Annotated in this window: 12 protein-coding genes; 1 reads left to right on the plus strand and 11 read right to left on the minus strand. The window is 70.7% G+C overall.

Going from position 1 to position 13,839, the window contains the following annotated elements:
* Positions 1-200: 200 nt before the first annotated feature.
* The 4 genes from polX to AB0O28_RS14100 form a co-directional block, all read right to left on the minus strand.
* On the minus strand, positions 201-1,886 hold the full coding sequence (gene polX, locus AB0O28_RS14085) for a DNA polymerase/3'-5' exonuclease PolX (RefSeq protein WP_363639909.1): 1,686 nt from the start codon (positions 1,884-1,886) through the stop codon (positions 201-203).
* A 5-nt stretch (positions 1,887-1,891) separates the two neighbouring features.
* The gene (locus AB0O28_RS14090; RefSeq protein WP_363639911.1) at positions 1,892-2,830 is read right to left on the minus strand and encodes an alpha/beta hydrolase family protein; all 939 of its coding nucleotides are present in this window, start codon (positions 2,828-2,830) and stop codon (positions 1,892-1,894) included.
* Between the two features lie 22 nt (positions 2,831-2,852).
* Positions 2,853-3,401: an N-acetyltransferase gene (locus tag AB0O28_RS14095; protein ID WP_363639913.1), complete on the minus strand. Its 549-nt coding sequence runs from the start codon at positions 3,399-3,401 to the stop codon at positions 2,853-2,855.
* 61 nt (positions 3,402-3,462) lie between these two features.
* On the minus strand, positions 3,463-4,509 hold the full coding sequence (locus AB0O28_RS14100) for a helix-turn-helix domain-containing protein (protein ID WP_363639914.1): 1,047 nt from the start codon (positions 4,507-4,509) through the stop codon (positions 3,463-3,465).
* A 277-nt stretch (positions 4,510-4,786) separates the two neighbouring features.
* Between AB0O28_RS14100 and AB0O28_RS14105 the strand changes: the two genes are divergently transcribed.
* Positions 4,787-6,085: a TIGR04013 family B12-binding domain/radical SAM domain-containing protein gene (locus tag AB0O28_RS14105; protein ID WP_363639916.1), complete on the plus strand. Its 1,299-nt coding sequence runs from the start codon at positions 4,787-4,789 to the stop codon at positions 6,083-6,085.
* A 45-nt stretch (positions 6,086-6,130) separates the two neighbouring features.
* Here AB0O28_RS14105 and AB0O28_RS14110 read toward each other — a convergent pair whose 3' ends face one another.
* From AB0O28_RS14110 to AB0O28_RS14140, 7 genes are all read right to left on the minus strand, one after another.
* Complete coding sequence (locus AB0O28_RS14110) at positions 6,131-7,105, minus strand: aldo/keto reductase (RefSeq protein ID WP_363639918.1); 975 nt, start codon at positions 7,103-7,105, stop codon at positions 6,131-6,133.
* Between the two features lie 43 nt (positions 7,106-7,148).
* The gene (locus tag AB0O28_RS14115; protein WP_363639920.1) at positions 7,149-8,468 is read right to left on the minus strand and encodes a cytochrome P450; all 1,320 of its coding nucleotides are present in this window, start codon (positions 8,466-8,468) and stop codon (positions 7,149-7,151) included.
* Positions 8,465-9,088: an ATP/GTP-binding protein gene (locus AB0O28_RS14120; RefSeq protein ID WP_363639922.1), complete on the minus strand. Its 624-nt coding sequence runs from the start codon at positions 9,086-9,088 to the stop codon at positions 8,465-8,467. Before AB0O28_RS14120 ends, AB0O28_RS14115 begins: the two co-directional genes overlap by 4 nt.
* Positions 9,069-9,425: a DUF742 domain-containing protein gene (locus AB0O28_RS14125; protein WP_363639924.1), complete on the minus strand. Its 357-nt coding sequence runs from the start codon at positions 9,423-9,425 to the stop codon at positions 9,069-9,071. The genes AB0O28_RS14120 and AB0O28_RS14125 overlap by 20 nt, the downstream gene beginning before the upstream one ends.
* Entirely contained in the window at positions 9,422-9,856 is a 435-nt protein-coding gene (locus AB0O28_RS14130) for a roadblock/LC7 domain-containing protein (protein WP_363639926.1), read from the minus strand. The genes AB0O28_RS14125 and AB0O28_RS14130 overlap by 4 nt, the downstream gene beginning before the upstream one ends.
* Before the next feature lie 92 nt (positions 9,857-9,948).
* Entirely contained in the window at positions 9,949-11,472 is a 1,524-nt protein-coding gene (locus AB0O28_RS14135) for an ATP-binding protein (protein WP_363639928.1), read from the minus strand.
* Positions 11,473-12,055: 583 nt separating this feature from the next.
* A complete protein-coding gene (locus tag AB0O28_RS14140; RefSeq protein WP_363639930.1) occupies positions 12,056-13,816 on the minus strand; it encodes a PQQ-dependent sugar dehydrogenase in 1,761 nt (586 codons plus the stop codon).
* Between the last annotated feature and the right edge of the window lie 23 nt (positions 13,817-13,839).

The following is a 13,839-nucleotide window of genomic DNA, read 5'->3' on the forward strand; positions in this document are numbered from 1 at the left end:
GGCGGCTCGCGTTCGTGGCCGTTCCGGGGTCGCGGGTCCGCCCGCGGGACGTCTCCCGGCTCGACGGTCCGCTCGCCCGGTCATCCCCGACGCGTAATACCTAGTAATACAGTAGGTAAACCAGGTTTTTGCGTCAACAATTCCCCGAAGGCTCCTGCCGCCCGGGACGTCGCCGCTGCCCGGGAAGACCCGGGCGCCGGTCAGGCGCCGCGCAGGTGCCGCAACAGGCGGTCGAGAGGCCAGGTGTTCACGACGTCGTCGGGGGTGAGCCAGGCCCGCTGCGCGATGCCCACGCCGAACCTCTGATGGGCCAGGTGCGGGATGGCGTGGGAGTCGCTGTCGATCGAGAACTTCACGCCGTGGTGGCGCGCGAGCCGCACGAGGTCGGAGGGCAGGTCGGCGCGGTCGGGGTAGGAGTCGATCTCCATGATCGTGCCGGTCCTGGCGGCGGCGCGGAACACCGCCTCCCAGTCCGCGTCCACCGGCGGCCGCTTGCCGATCTTCCGGGTCGTGGGGTGACCGATGACGTGGACGTGCGGGTTCTCGCACGCCGCGATGAAGCGGCGGGTCATCTCCTCCCGCGACTGGGTGAAGTGCGAGTGCACCGACGCGACGCAGACATCGAACCCGGTCAGCACCTCGGCCGGCCAGTCGACCGAACCGTCCGGGGCGATGTTGAGCTCGCTGCCGTGCAGGATGCGCATGTCCGGATAGCTCTTCTGCAGCTCGGCGATGCGGGCGCGCTGGGCGAGGGCCTTTTCGAGGGTCATCCGCTGCATGACCAGGTCGGGCGCGTGGTCGGTCACGGCGTAGTAGGAGTATCCGCGGGCCGCCGCCGCGGCGACCATGTCCTTTAGCGAGGCGATCCCGTCGGTCAGGTCGGTGTGCGTGTGCAGGTCGCCCCGCAGGTCGTGCAGCTCGACCAGGCGCGGCAGCTCGCCGCGCAGCGCGGCCTCGACCTCGCCGCCGTCCTTGCGCAGCGCCGGGTGCACCCACTGCATGCCGAGCGCCTGGTAGATCTCCTCCTCGGTCTCCGAGGCGATGAGGCGGTCGCCGTCGAACAGGCCGTACTCCGACAGCTTCCAGCCCTTCTTGACCGCCATCTCCCGGATGCGGACGTTGTGCTCCTTGCTGCCGGTGAAGTAGACCATCGCCGCGCCCCACGACTCGGCGGGGATCAGCCGCAGATCCACCTGCAGGCCCCGGTCGGTCCTGACCGACGTCTTCCGCTCGCCCTTCGCGACGACCTCGGTGACGTACGGCTGCCGCGCGAACAGGTCCATGAGGCCGGGGTCTCCGACGGCGAGGATGTCGATGTCGCCGATCGTCTCGCTCATCCGGCGCAGCGACCCGGCGAAGGCGATCCGCTCGGCGGGCAGCGAGGCGATGACCCGCTCGGCCAGATCGGCCGCGACGCCGAGATGGACCCGGTCGCCCGACCGCTCCATGTGCTCGATGCCCCTGAGCAGGTTCTCCTCGGTCTTGGCGCCGAAGCCGCGCACGCCGTTGAGGCGGCCGGCCCGGATCGCCTCGGCCAGAGCGGCGGGGGAGTCGATGCCGAGCTCCTGGAAGAGGAACAGCGCCTTCTTGGGGCCGAGCGAGGGAATCCGGGTCAGCGTGCGCACGCCCTCGGGCACCCGGCCGCGCAGGTCGTCGAGCTGGCGGAAGCTGCCGCGCTCCAGGAACTCCTCGATCTTCTTGGCGATCGCCTCGCCCACGCCGGGGATGGACCGCAGCGTCTCCCCGGTGAGATCCTCGGGGAACCCCGCGATCGACTTGGCCGCCCTCTGGTAGCTGCGCACGCGGAAGGCGTCCCCGCCGTTCAGTGCGAAGAGCTCGGCGTACTCCTGCAGCGCTGCGGCCGCCTCGTCATTGGCCCGTCCCATGCGTCTCAGGGTAGAAGAAGCGGCAGCGCGCGTTCGAACGAACGGATCCAGTACGGCCAGGTGTGGGTGCCGTTTCCGTAGAAGTCGGTTGTCACCTTCACCCCGGCCTTCTCCGCGGCCCTGGCGAAGTTCCGGTTCTGCCGCATGATCGCGGCCTCGGTGGGATCGGCCGGTCCGTCACCCCGTTCCGTGGCCGACCCGTGCCGCGGGTCCAGCGGACCGGGCTCGCCGTCGCCGGAGGACGCGTAGAGGCGCACGCCCTTCAGCCGCCCGATGAGATCGGCGGGATTGTGCTCGGGCCAGGCGCTCGGGTCGCCCCACAGGTCCTCGGTGTCCACGCCGTTGTCCGCCATGAACGTCCTATAGCCGGGGACGTCGTCGCGAGTGTCGAGCACCCCCGAGAACGACGCCGCGGCCTCGAACATCCCCGGATGGCGGGCGGCGTAGACGAACGCGCCGTGACCGCCCATGGAGAAACCGGCCACCGCGCGGCGCGTGCCGACGCCGTACCGCGGCTCGACCAGGCGGGGCACCTCGGTCATGTGGAACGTCTCCCAGCCGGGGCCGTCGCGCCAGTCGGCGTACCAGCCCATCGAACCGCCCTCGGGGACGATGACGACGGCGCCGAGGCGGGCGGTCAGCCGGGCCACCTCACCTGTTCTGAGCCAGTCCCGGGCGCCGCCGGCACAGCAGCCGTGCAGTAGGTACAGCGCGCGCCAGCCGGTGGAACCCGGTTTCCAGCCGGCGGGCTTCACCACCCACACGGAGCGCCGCCCGCCCGCGGCCGGGGAGTCGATCTCGAGGTGGTCCGTCCGCCCGTCCACGGCCTCCTGAGAGACGATCGCGGCCGCGGAACGGACGGGCGGCGGCACCGCGGACTCGGCGGCGCCCTGGCAGCCGGTCACCGTGACGACGAGCACGAGACACGCCAGAATCTTCTTCACGAGAGGCTGGATGTCATATCGATCACCCGCCGTCAACCCCGGAGAAGGGTTTCGCGTAGGCGAAAAGCCCCTCAGGCGGCGGGACCGGTCGCTCGAAGACCCGGACCTGGAAGAACGTCCCCCACTTCGGCTCCGGTGCTGTCACGCCGTGCGTCTCCGAGTGCTCGAAGCCGAAGCGCGAGTAGTACGCCGGGTCGCCGAGCAGCGCGACCAGCGGCTCGCCGAGCGCCTCGGCGGCCCCGAGCACGGCGTGCACGAGCGCCGAGCCCACGCCCCGCCGCTGATGTGCGGGGTGCACGGCCAGGGGGCCGAGCCCGAGCACGGGCACGCTCCCCACGTGGGCCCTCGTGCAGACGACGTGGCCCGCGATCCCGCCGTCCGGCGCCGGTGCGACGAGCGACAGCTCCGGCAGCCAGCCGGGGTCGGCGCGCAGCTCGTCGAGCAACCCGACCTCGACCGGGGGCCCGTCCGGCCGGCCGGGGTCGCGGGCCGCATGGTAGGGGGCGAAGGCGGCGGCGACGACCGCGCGGACGGCTTCGACATCGTCGGGGTTCTCCCGTCGGATCAGCATCCGGCCAGCCTGCCGCCCCGGCTCACCTTTCGGCAACGTGCGCCCGCCGAGGACCGTGGTGTCATCCCGCGCGGAGGGCGGAGCTCCCCTCCTGTCCCGGCCGGGAGAGCTGCGCGGAGGCCCGTTCGAGCGGGCCGCCGCCCGCCGCCATATCGCGGTGATCGCGTGGTGACATCCTGTAGGCGGTGCGGAAGGCGCGGCCGAAGGTCGTCGCATCGGTGAAGCCCCAGCGGGTGGCGATGGCGTGGATGGAACGGGAACGCTGCCGGGGATCGGCGAGATCGCGGTGGCACTGTTCCAATCGGCAACGGCGGATCCAGGCCGCCACGGTGACGCCCTGCTCCTCGAAGAGCTTGTACAGGTGCCGGACGGAGATCTGGTGTGCCGCGGCGATCGTCGCCGGGGTCAGGCCGGGGTCGCGGAGCCGCTGCCGGATGAAGTCGTGGATCGACGACAGCAGGGCCTGACGCCGCGATTCGGGTGACAGCAGGGCGGTGGCCTCGACCCGGTCGGCGCAGGTGGCCGAGATCAGGTCGAGGGTGACAGCGGCCACCGCCTGCGCGTCGCGGGTTGTGAGACCTTCGTCGTTCTCCGCCAGGTGCCCGAGATGTCCGGCGAGGACGCGGGTGATGCCGTGCCGGACGGTGAACGGCGCGGCGGCGAGCCGGCCGACCATGTCGGACCGCAGGCCGAGCGCCGCCCGGGGAAACTGGACGATCAGCGACGTGGCCGGACCGTCGTCGGCTCCCCGCCACCCGTGGCACGGGCGGGAGGAATCGACGAGGAGAAACTGTCCGGCCTGGACCGTCGCGTCCCGCCCCGCCTGACTTATGCCGCCGGTGCCGCCGCGGAGGAGATGCAATTGAAAAACCTCCGGATCCGACTGCCGGATGAGCTTCGCGGGCCGGCTCGCCCGCAGCATGCTGTGGCTCACCACCGAGAGCTGCAACCCGCCGAGGTCGAAGACCCGCGCCGACGCGGCGAAGCGGGCGGGGTGATCTGTGGCCAGCCAGGCGTGCACATGCGCCCGTGACATGGTGTCGCACCAGGAGGGGAACCGGTCTCGGGCAGCCAGATCTTCGCTGCTCCACTCCAGAATCGTCGTCACTCGCCCTCGCACCTTCCCCGCATAGTAACTTAGCAATGCTAACTTAGCTTGCACAAGTTGTGTCTCGGCGGGCAAGGCGCGTGCACGAATCGCCGTGAGTCGTGCAGAAGAAGCGGGTGACGCCCATGCCTGCGCCGCCCGGCCCGCTGCCGATGGCGCCGATACCGGCCGACGCAGGGGAAAGGGCCGGAAGCCGCGCCCGGGACGCGCGGTGGCGGAGATCCCCGTCACCATGCGCCGGTGCGGGGGAGGTGGCCGCCGGCACTACCCTGCCAGGGTGAGGCTGGATGTGTCCGTGGTGGTCCGTTATCGCAAGGCCGTGACGTACGGCGTGAACGCGCTGCTCGGCGCGCTGGAGACCGCGAAGGCGGAGTGCGACGTGCGGCTCGGGACCACCCCCGAGGAGACCGCGGCGCACATCGCGGCGAGTTCCGCGGACCGCGTCCTGGTCCTGTGGTCGTTCTACTCGCCGGACGCCGAGGCGATGGCCGCCGAACTGGCCGCCGTACGGGCCCTCGCCGACGACGCCCGCGTCCTGCACATCGCCGGTGGGGTGCACGCCACCGCCGAGCCGCAGCAGGTCGTCGACGCCGGCTGGGACCTCGCCGCGATCGGCGAGGGGGAGCCGACGATCGTCGCCCTGGTCGAGGCGCTGCGCGCGGACCGGCCGCTCACCACCGTGCCGGGGCTGGCGGTGCGCGACGACGACGGGGCGGCGCTGCGCACGCCGCCCGCGCCGCAACTGCCGCTCGACGCCTTCCCGTCCTTTCCCGACCGGCGCCGCCACTTCGGGCCCATCGAGATCACACGGGGCTGCGCCTACACGTGCCGCTTCTGCCAGACGCCCTTCATGTTCGGTGGCAGGTTCCGGCACCGCAGCGTCGCGAGCGTGCGCGAGCACGTCCGCCGGATGGCCGCCCACGGCCTGCGCGACGTCCGCTTCATCACCCCCACCTCCCTCTCGTACGGCACGCAGGGGCCCGAGCCCGTGCTGGACGCCGTGGAGGAACTGCTGGCGGGTGTGAAGGAGGAGCTGCCCGCGAACGGGCGGGTGTTCTTCGGCAGCTTCCCCTCGGAGATCCGTCCCGAGCACGTGTCGCCGGAGGCGATGCGGCTGCTCAAGCGATACGTGGCGAACGACAACATCATCATCGGAGCGCAGTCGGGCTCCGACCGGGTGCTGGCCGCGGCCGGTCGCGGCCACGGCAGCGAACCGGTCCGCGACGCCGTGCGGATCGCCGTGGAACACGGCTTCCGCCCCAACGTCGACTTCATCTTCGGGCTGCCGGGCGAGTCGGCCGAGGACCAGGACGCGTCCCTGCGGCTCGCCGCCGACCTCGCCGATCTCGGCGCGCGCATCCACACCCACACGTTCATGCCGCTGCCCGGCACGCCGTGGCGGGACGCCGAGCCCGCGTTCATTCCGCTGGACACGATGCGCGAGCTGGACCGGCTCGCCCAGCGCGGCGACGCCTACGGGCACTGGCGCAAGCAGGCCGAGCACGCGGCGCGGCTGGCCGAGACGGCCAAGGCCTACCCGCGCCGCGCCCGGCGGCGCCGTACGACCGACCTCTGACGCCGCGCCCGCGCGAGCCCTACCAGAGCCCGCGCGGGCAGCGGTTCAGAACTGCTGCGGCCGGGTCTGGTACGGCTCCTCCAGGTAGGCGATCTCCTTGTCGGTGAGCGCGAGGTCCACGGCGGCGAGCGCGTCGTCCACGTGGTGTTCCTTGGTGGCGCCGACGATGGGAGCCACGACCGCGGGCTTGGCCAGCAGCCACGCGAGGGCGACGGTCGCGGGGGAGACGCCGCGCTCGGCGGCGGTGCGGGCCACCCGCTCCAGGATCGCCTCCTCGGCCGGTCCGCCGTACAGCTGCTCCTGCCGGGCGCCGTCGCCGACCTGCCGCGTCGTGTCGGCCGGCTTGCCGGCGCGGGCGAGCAGGCCGCGCGCGAGGGGGCTCCAGGGGATGAGCCCCACGCCCTGGTCGAGGCACTGCGGGATCATCTCCCGCTCCTCCTCACGGTGGAGCAGGTTGTAGTGGTCCTGCATGGAGACGAACCGGGTCCAGCCGTGCTTGTCCGCGGTGTGCTGGGCCTTGGCGAACTGCCACGCCCACATGCTGGAGGCGCCGATGTAGCGGGCCTTGCCGGCCCGGACGATGTCGTGGAGGGCCTCCATGGTCTCCTCGATAGGCGTCTCGGCGTCCCACCGGTGGATCTGGTAGAGGTCGACGTAGTCGGTGCCGAGACGGGTCAGGGAGGCGTCGATGGCCGACATGACGTGCTTGCGGGACAGGCCGTAGTCGTTCCTGCCCTCGCCCATCGGGAAGTAGACCTTCGTGGCCAGCACGTAGTCGTCGCGCCGGGGGAAGATCTTGCGCAGCAGCCGCCCGGTGACCTCCTCGCTGACGCCTCCCGAATAGACGTCGGCGGTGTCGAAGAAGTCGACCCCGCCCTCGGCCGCCTTGCGCACGATGGGTTCGGCGTGCTCCTCGTCCAGGACCCAGCCGCCCCACTTGGCCGGTTCGCCGTAGCTCATCATGCCGAGGCATATCCTGCTGACCTTCATACCGGTGGTGCCAAGTCGTCTGTAATCCATGGCAGCACCCTATTCACCTCCCGTCCCGAACGGCATCAGAAGATCAACGACGGCCCTGGCCGGTCGGCACGGTCGGGCTGAACCGTACGGGCAGGGCCTCCAGGCTGCGAACCCACAGCGAAGGGCGCCAACGCAGCGCGTCAGGTTTCACGGCGAGGTAGACGTCGGGCAGCCGGTCGAGGAGGACCTCCACGGCCGTCTTGGCGATGATCCCGCCGAGCTCGGGCGCGGGGAAGGGACAACCGTACTCGCCGTGGCCGAAGGCCAGGTGCGCCCGGTTGGCGCCGGAGCCGGCATGGGCGGCCGGTTGCACCTGCGGATCGGCGTTGGCCGCGGCGACACCGAGCACCAGCATGTCGCCCCGGCGGATGCGCCGCCCGGCCAGCTCGCAGTCCTGCACGGCCCAGCGATTGGGCATGTTCGGCGTGGGCGGGTCCTTCCACAGCACATCGTTCAGCGCCTCGCCGACGCTGCTGCGGCCGCCTTGCAGGCTCATCGAGAAGTGGTCGTCCATCAGCATCAGCCGCAGGGTGCTGCCGATCCAGTTGCGGCAGTTGTCATGGGAGGAGATCATCGTCATGATCAGGTCCTGGACGATCTCCTCGTCGGTGATCCGCGCATGATGTGCCAGCATGCGTGAGGTGAGGTCGTGGCCCGGCAGGGCGCGCTTGTCGGCGATGAGCCGGCTGAGTTTGTCCAGAATCCGGAGAACCGCCGAGGGGGACTCCTCGCCCCCGCTCAGCACGTGGTTGACGTCCTCGACCAGCTCCGGCAGGTCGGTCTCCGCCAGCCCGAACAGCCGGGTGATGACCTGAGCCGGAATCCGGTCGGCGTACCGGGAGATCAGGTCGGTCTGGCCGTTCCCGGAGAACTCGTCGATCGCGCGGTCGGCGATCTGCTCGCAGATCACGGCGAGCTCGGTGCGGTCGACGCTGTCCAGCGCGTCGCTGATGGCGCCGATTCGCCGCTGGTGCTCGGCCCCCTCGGTGAACATCACGGACGGTTGCCATGTCACGTACGGCCGCGTCGGCCAGTCGGGGGGGAGGTGGTCCTGCAGGTTCCAGCGCCTGGGGTCGCGGCTGAACAACCGCGGCTGGCTGGTGACATGGTGCAGCTCGCGATAACCGATCACGTACCAGACGGGCATGCCGTCGAGGAGAACGGGGACGACGGGGCCGTGCTCGCGGCGCATCTCCTGGAACAGCGCGGCCGGGTCGTCGCCGATCAGCGACGCGTGCAGTCGCACGGCATCGGCGTGGTCGGCGTATCCCTCCAGCGGCTCCCGTCTCCGCTCGGGATGCTGCGATGCGGGCGAGGCGGCGAACGGGTCTGTGGAGTCGGGCAGGGGAGGGGAGTTCGTCACAGCATGCTCTCTCGGGCGGGCAACTGGTCGTAGGTGCGGGTGAGGTGCTCGATGAGCGTGATCAGCACGTGCTTGGACGAGGACCGCTCTCTCGCGTCGCAGTCGATGAGCGGGACCTCCGGCGACAGTGCAAGCGCCTCGCGCACCGAATCCAGGGTGGGCCCGTCGGTGAAGCGGTTGACCGCGACGACGAACGGGGTCCGATGGTGCTCCAGCCGGTCGATGGAGTACCAGGAATCCTCCAGGCGGCGGGCGTCCACCAGGACGACCGCGCCCAGGCTGCCGGCGAACAACTGGTCCCACACGAACCAGAACCGCTGCTGACCGGGCGCGCCGAACAGGTAGAGCACCTTGCTCTCGTTCAGCGTGATCCGGCCGAAGTCGAAGGCCACCGTGGTGGTCGTCTTGGTCCGTACCCGGCTGGCGTCGTCGATGCCCACGCTCGCCTGGGTCATGAGCTCCTCGGTGCTCAGGGGGCGGATCTCGCTCACCGAGCCGACCATGGTCGTCTTTCCCGCCCCGAACCCGCCGACGATCACGATTTTCAGCGCGTCCGCGGCGGTCGTGCGTAGCGGCGTTCGCGTGGTGGCCGCCGTCTGGTCAGAGGTTGTGGAGCGCAACGAGCACCTGCCTCAGGATTTCGGGATCCGGTCGTCCGGCGTGTGCGGCGATCGACGGATGACGGACGGTGATGCGACCGGTGTCCAGCAGGTCGCACAGCAGGATCTTCACCACGCTGACCGGCAGCCGCAGTTCCGCCGAGATCTCCACCACCGCCGTCGGCCGCTGGGCCATCTGCAGGATCTTGATGTGCTCGGACTGCATACCGGGGGTGGGGGCGCACTCGCTGACGATGAGGGAGACGGAGTCGAAGGTCTTCTCATCGGCGCTGGTACGCCCGCCGGTGACCGTGTAGAGCCGGTCAGGGTCTTCTTGGTCGATGGCTCGCCGTGTCATCCGCGGACGTCGCTGTTCTCCGTCTGCCGCGGTGCCGCGGTGAGGTACACCCCGATCTGCTCCACCAGTTCGTTCATGTTGTGCGCGATAAGCCCCACCTCGCCGTCCTCCTCGGCCACCACGGCCAGATGGGCGCCGTCCCCGGCCGGCACGATGAGCAGCAGTCCGCCGGCGAACTCCACCATCGCCTGCCCCGCGCCGATGCCGTCCCCGAACTCGGCGGAGGCGCTCAGCGAGAGGCTCTGGATCCCGGCGGCCAGAGCGGCGAGCTGGTCGGCGGCGTCCAGGCCGAGGTCGGCGGTGAAGCTCATCTTCAGGCCGTCCCTGGTCAGCACCAGCACATGCCTGATCCCCGGGGTCTTCTCCTTGAGGTTCTCCAGTAGCCAGTCGAAGTCACGATCGGTGGTGTGCGAAGCGTCGGTTGTGCTCATAGAAACGACGGGGTGCCCCTTCGGCGCGGGAGGGACGCCCCCTGCCTCCTCATCTGTGGATCCAAAGATGTCCGGTGGTCGGCGGACGCGTGTCAAGAGTCGCCCGGGGCCGGGGGAGGGGCCGAAGAGGAAGTACGCCCACGGCCGCCGGCCTGGCGGAACGCGGCGAACCTCGCAGCCGAGTCGGATCCCTCGCGCGCGGGCTTGGCCGGCGATGCCTGCCGCGCCCTGGTCGCCTCGGCCAGCGTCTGCCCCCGACGCCGCCTGGGCAGCAGATCTTCGGGCTCCTCGGCCGGCCCCTCCTGCGCGGGTACGGCCGGTGCCTGCACGGGCCGGCGGACCGACGTCTCGGCGTCGGGCGGCACGGTGGCCGGCAGGGGCTGCGTGATCAGCAGGCGCGGGATCAGCATCACGACCCCCGTGCCACCCCGGGCGGACGACCGGAAGCTGACCGTCAGGCCGTACTTGTCGACCAGGCGTCCCACGACCGCCAGGCCCAGCCGGGTACCGGACAGCGTCCGCAGGTCCAGCGGCTCGGACACGAGCCTGGTGGCGTGCTGCCGCTCGCGCGGGCGCATCCCCAGGCCACTGTCCTCGACAGTGATCACGACGCCGGCGTCCTCCTCGTCCACGTACACGTGGACCTCGGTGCCGTGCGCCGAGAACGTGGCGGCGTTGTCCATCAATTCGGCCAGCGCGTGCATCACGCCTTCGGCCGCGTACCCCGCGACGGCGGCGGTGCTGGTGGAGTGCAGCCGGACGCGCCGGTAGGCGCTGATGCGGCCCATCGCGCCGCGCAGGACGCTCTCCATGACGATCGGCCGGGTCCACCGCCGCCCGGAACGGCCGCCGCTCAGCAGCGCGATGTTGTCCGCCAGCCGGCTCATCTGGGAGACGCGGTGGTCCAGGTCCAGCAGGTCGGCGAATACCTCCTCATGCTCGCCGTACTGCTCCTCCAGTTCGCGCAGCCGGGCGAGCAGGCTGGTGGCCTGCGCCTGCACCCGGGCCGCGGCCCCGGCGCACGCCGCCATCACGGCGGTGCCCCTGCGCTCGCTCTCGGAGAGCTGCCGCGCCGTCTCGCGCAGCAGGTCGCGTAGCGGCTCCTGCGCCGGCTGGCGTATCTCGGCCAGTGCGGCGCTCACCGACATCCGGTCCGTCTGGATTCGCCGGAACAGCTCCGGCAGCGTGTCGTCGATCAGCCGGGAGATCTCGCCCTCGGTCGCATCGCGGGACACCTGGGCGACGGCGCGCTCGCGTTCGAGCAGTTCGAGCTCGTGCCCGGCCGCTGTGAGCAGGTGCCGCAGCGGGCCGTCCGGAGGCTGCGGTATCCGGGAGAGCGCGTCGGCGACCGAGGCGCCGTCCCGCACCTGACGTCCCAGCGAGGGCAGCGACTCCTCGGCCATTCGCAGCGTTTCCCGCTCCAGCCAGGTGAACCGCGCGGCGGCCCACTCGGCCTGCTCACGCAGCCGGCGACCGGTGCCGGAATAGTGGACGACGGCCGCGACGGCGCCGGACAGGAGTACGGCCGAGACCCCGCCGACGAGCGCCATCAGCTCTCTGGCCTCATAAGGGGCGGCGGACATCGTCCACAACCACGCGCAGGCCGCTATGATCATGGTGCCGAGAAAGGCGAGGACCACCAGTTCTCTCGGTGAAAACCTTCTCCGTGCCCGGTGGGGTACATCTACTGACATCGGCGTCCTCGGGGTGGCGGCACAGCATGACAAGGCCGCGTCGAACCTGCTGTTCTCCCTGTGAGACGGGACGGCCATGCGGTGCCGCTTCACAGCAGAGCGTGAACAGGCACATACCGTAGCACCATGTCCACGACTAAGAACAGACAGTCACTCTCGAACCATGTGTTTCAGCTTTAATCAACCACGAGTCAACGCATCCATTGACTAAAGCTCACTTTTTGGACATTTATGCATTTATGGTGATGATTCCCCATGGAGTCGCCAGGCCGAGGCCCGGGAGCACCATGTCCGCGCGAGTCACGTTGAGGTGGGAGCGTCGGTTCACCTTCTCCTACTCGGTTTCCCCGTCGTACCGGCCGCGCGATCAGGACCGGCCGCCCGCGACGCCTGCGGTTTCAGCGCGTCCCCCTCGGCCGATACCCGGCGACGGAGCGCACCGTAGGTGTCACGGCATCAGTCCCTCCTCGTCGAGCCGGAAGGGCCTGATGCCGTGACCGAGGCGTCATCGGGCTGTGCAGGTGACGGGCGACGGGTCCTCGACGGGACCGCCGTTCCAGCCGATCGCGAATTTCAGCGTCACCGAACTGCCCGGCGGCATCACGACGTTCTGCGTGATGGTCACTGTGGATCCCGGCGGGTTGTTGCCGTTCCACTGTACGTATTGCAGGCCGTTGGGGACCTTGAAGGTCACGGTCCACGAGTTGATGGGCACCGTTCCCGTGTTGCGCACCGTCAGATCGCCCCAAGCGGGTACCGCCCATGTGAGGTGGAGCTTGATCGTCGCTTCACAGGAGCGGGTGACCACGAAGGACGGGCTGGGGGACGGCGAGGGGCTGGGAGACGCCGACGGGCTGGGGGACGGCGAGGGACTGGGTGATGGTGAGGGGCTGGGTGACGGTGACGGACTGGGCGTTGGCGAGGGGCACGGCGAGGCGCTGGGGGAGGGCGAGGGGCTGGGGGACGCCGACGGGCTGGGGGACGGCGAGGGACTGGGTGATGGTGAAGGACTGGGTGAGGAGGAGGGGTCGGCGGACGCCGACGGGCTGGGAGACGGTGACGGGCTGGGCGACGGCGACGGCGACGGGCTGGACGCAGGGGAGGGGCACGGCGAGGAGCCGCCCGGCGACGAGGGCGACGGCGAGAGCGAGGGACCGGCCGACGGCGAGGGCGACGAGCCTGATGACGGCCACGTGCCGGCGGGCGGGATCCGGACGACCATGTCGTCCTGGGGCTTGGCGGCCCCTCTGCCGTCGCGGTTGCTCGTCGCCACCCAGAGCCAGCCGTCAGGGCCGACCGCCACGGTGCGCAGCCGGCCCAACATCCCCTGCAGCTCGGCCACCGGAGCGCCAGCCCTGTTGCCGCCGCTGACCGGCACCGTCCACAGACGCTTACCGCCGAGGGCCGCGGCGAAGAGCGTGCTGTTGGCGTACGCCAGGCCGCTGGGCGACGCCTCGTCGTCGTCCCAGGTCACCAGGGGGTTCGTGGCGCTCTGGCTGTTGCACATGCCCTCGCAGACGGGCCAGCCGTAGTTGCCGCCGGGCCGGATGTAGTTGATCTCGTCCGTGGTGTTCTGGCCGAACTCCGTGGCGTACAGCCGGCCGGCCTCGTCCCAGGCGAGCCCCTGAACGTTGCTGTGGCCGTAGCTGTAGACCGGCGAGCCGGAGAACGGGTTGTCCGAAGGGACCGTGCCGTTGCTCGTGATGCGCAGGATCTTGCCGGCGAGGTTCGTGCTCTGGGCGTACCCGGGGTAGCCGGTGTCGCCCGTGGACACGTACAGCATGCCGTCGGGGCCGAACGCGATGCGCCCGCCGTTGCGGAGCTGGCCCCGGGGGATGCCGGCGAGGATGACCTGCTGGGTCTGCGGAGCGCTGAGCCGGAACCGGACCACCCGGTTGTCGGAGGCGGAGCCGATGTACGCGTAGACCCACTGGTCCTGCGCGAACGTGGGGGAGAGCGCGATGCCGAGCAGGCCTCCCTCACCCGAGGGATAGACGTTCGGGACCTTGGCCACCTGTACGGGCGAAGAGCCGGGACGCACCCGCACGATGGCCGCGGTGTCGCGTTCGGAGACGAGGGCGCTGCCGTCGGGGAGGAACGCCATGCCCCAGGGCACCTGCAACCCCGACGCGACGACCTGCACATGGGCGAAGTCGAACCCGCCCGTCACCGCGCCCGCGGCGGCGGGCCGGGTGACGACGAGCGCCGTGGCGGCGATCACGGCGCAGACGATGGTCGAAAGTGCTGCGGACAGTCGCTTGGGCATCACGCGCTCCCGGGGCGGGACGG

Origin of the sequence: Microbispora sp. NPDC088329 (genome assembly GCF_040685655.1) — a bacterium.
Classification (GTDB): domain Bacteria; phylum Actinomycetota; class Actinomycetes; order Streptosporangiales; family Streptosporangiaceae; genus Microbispora.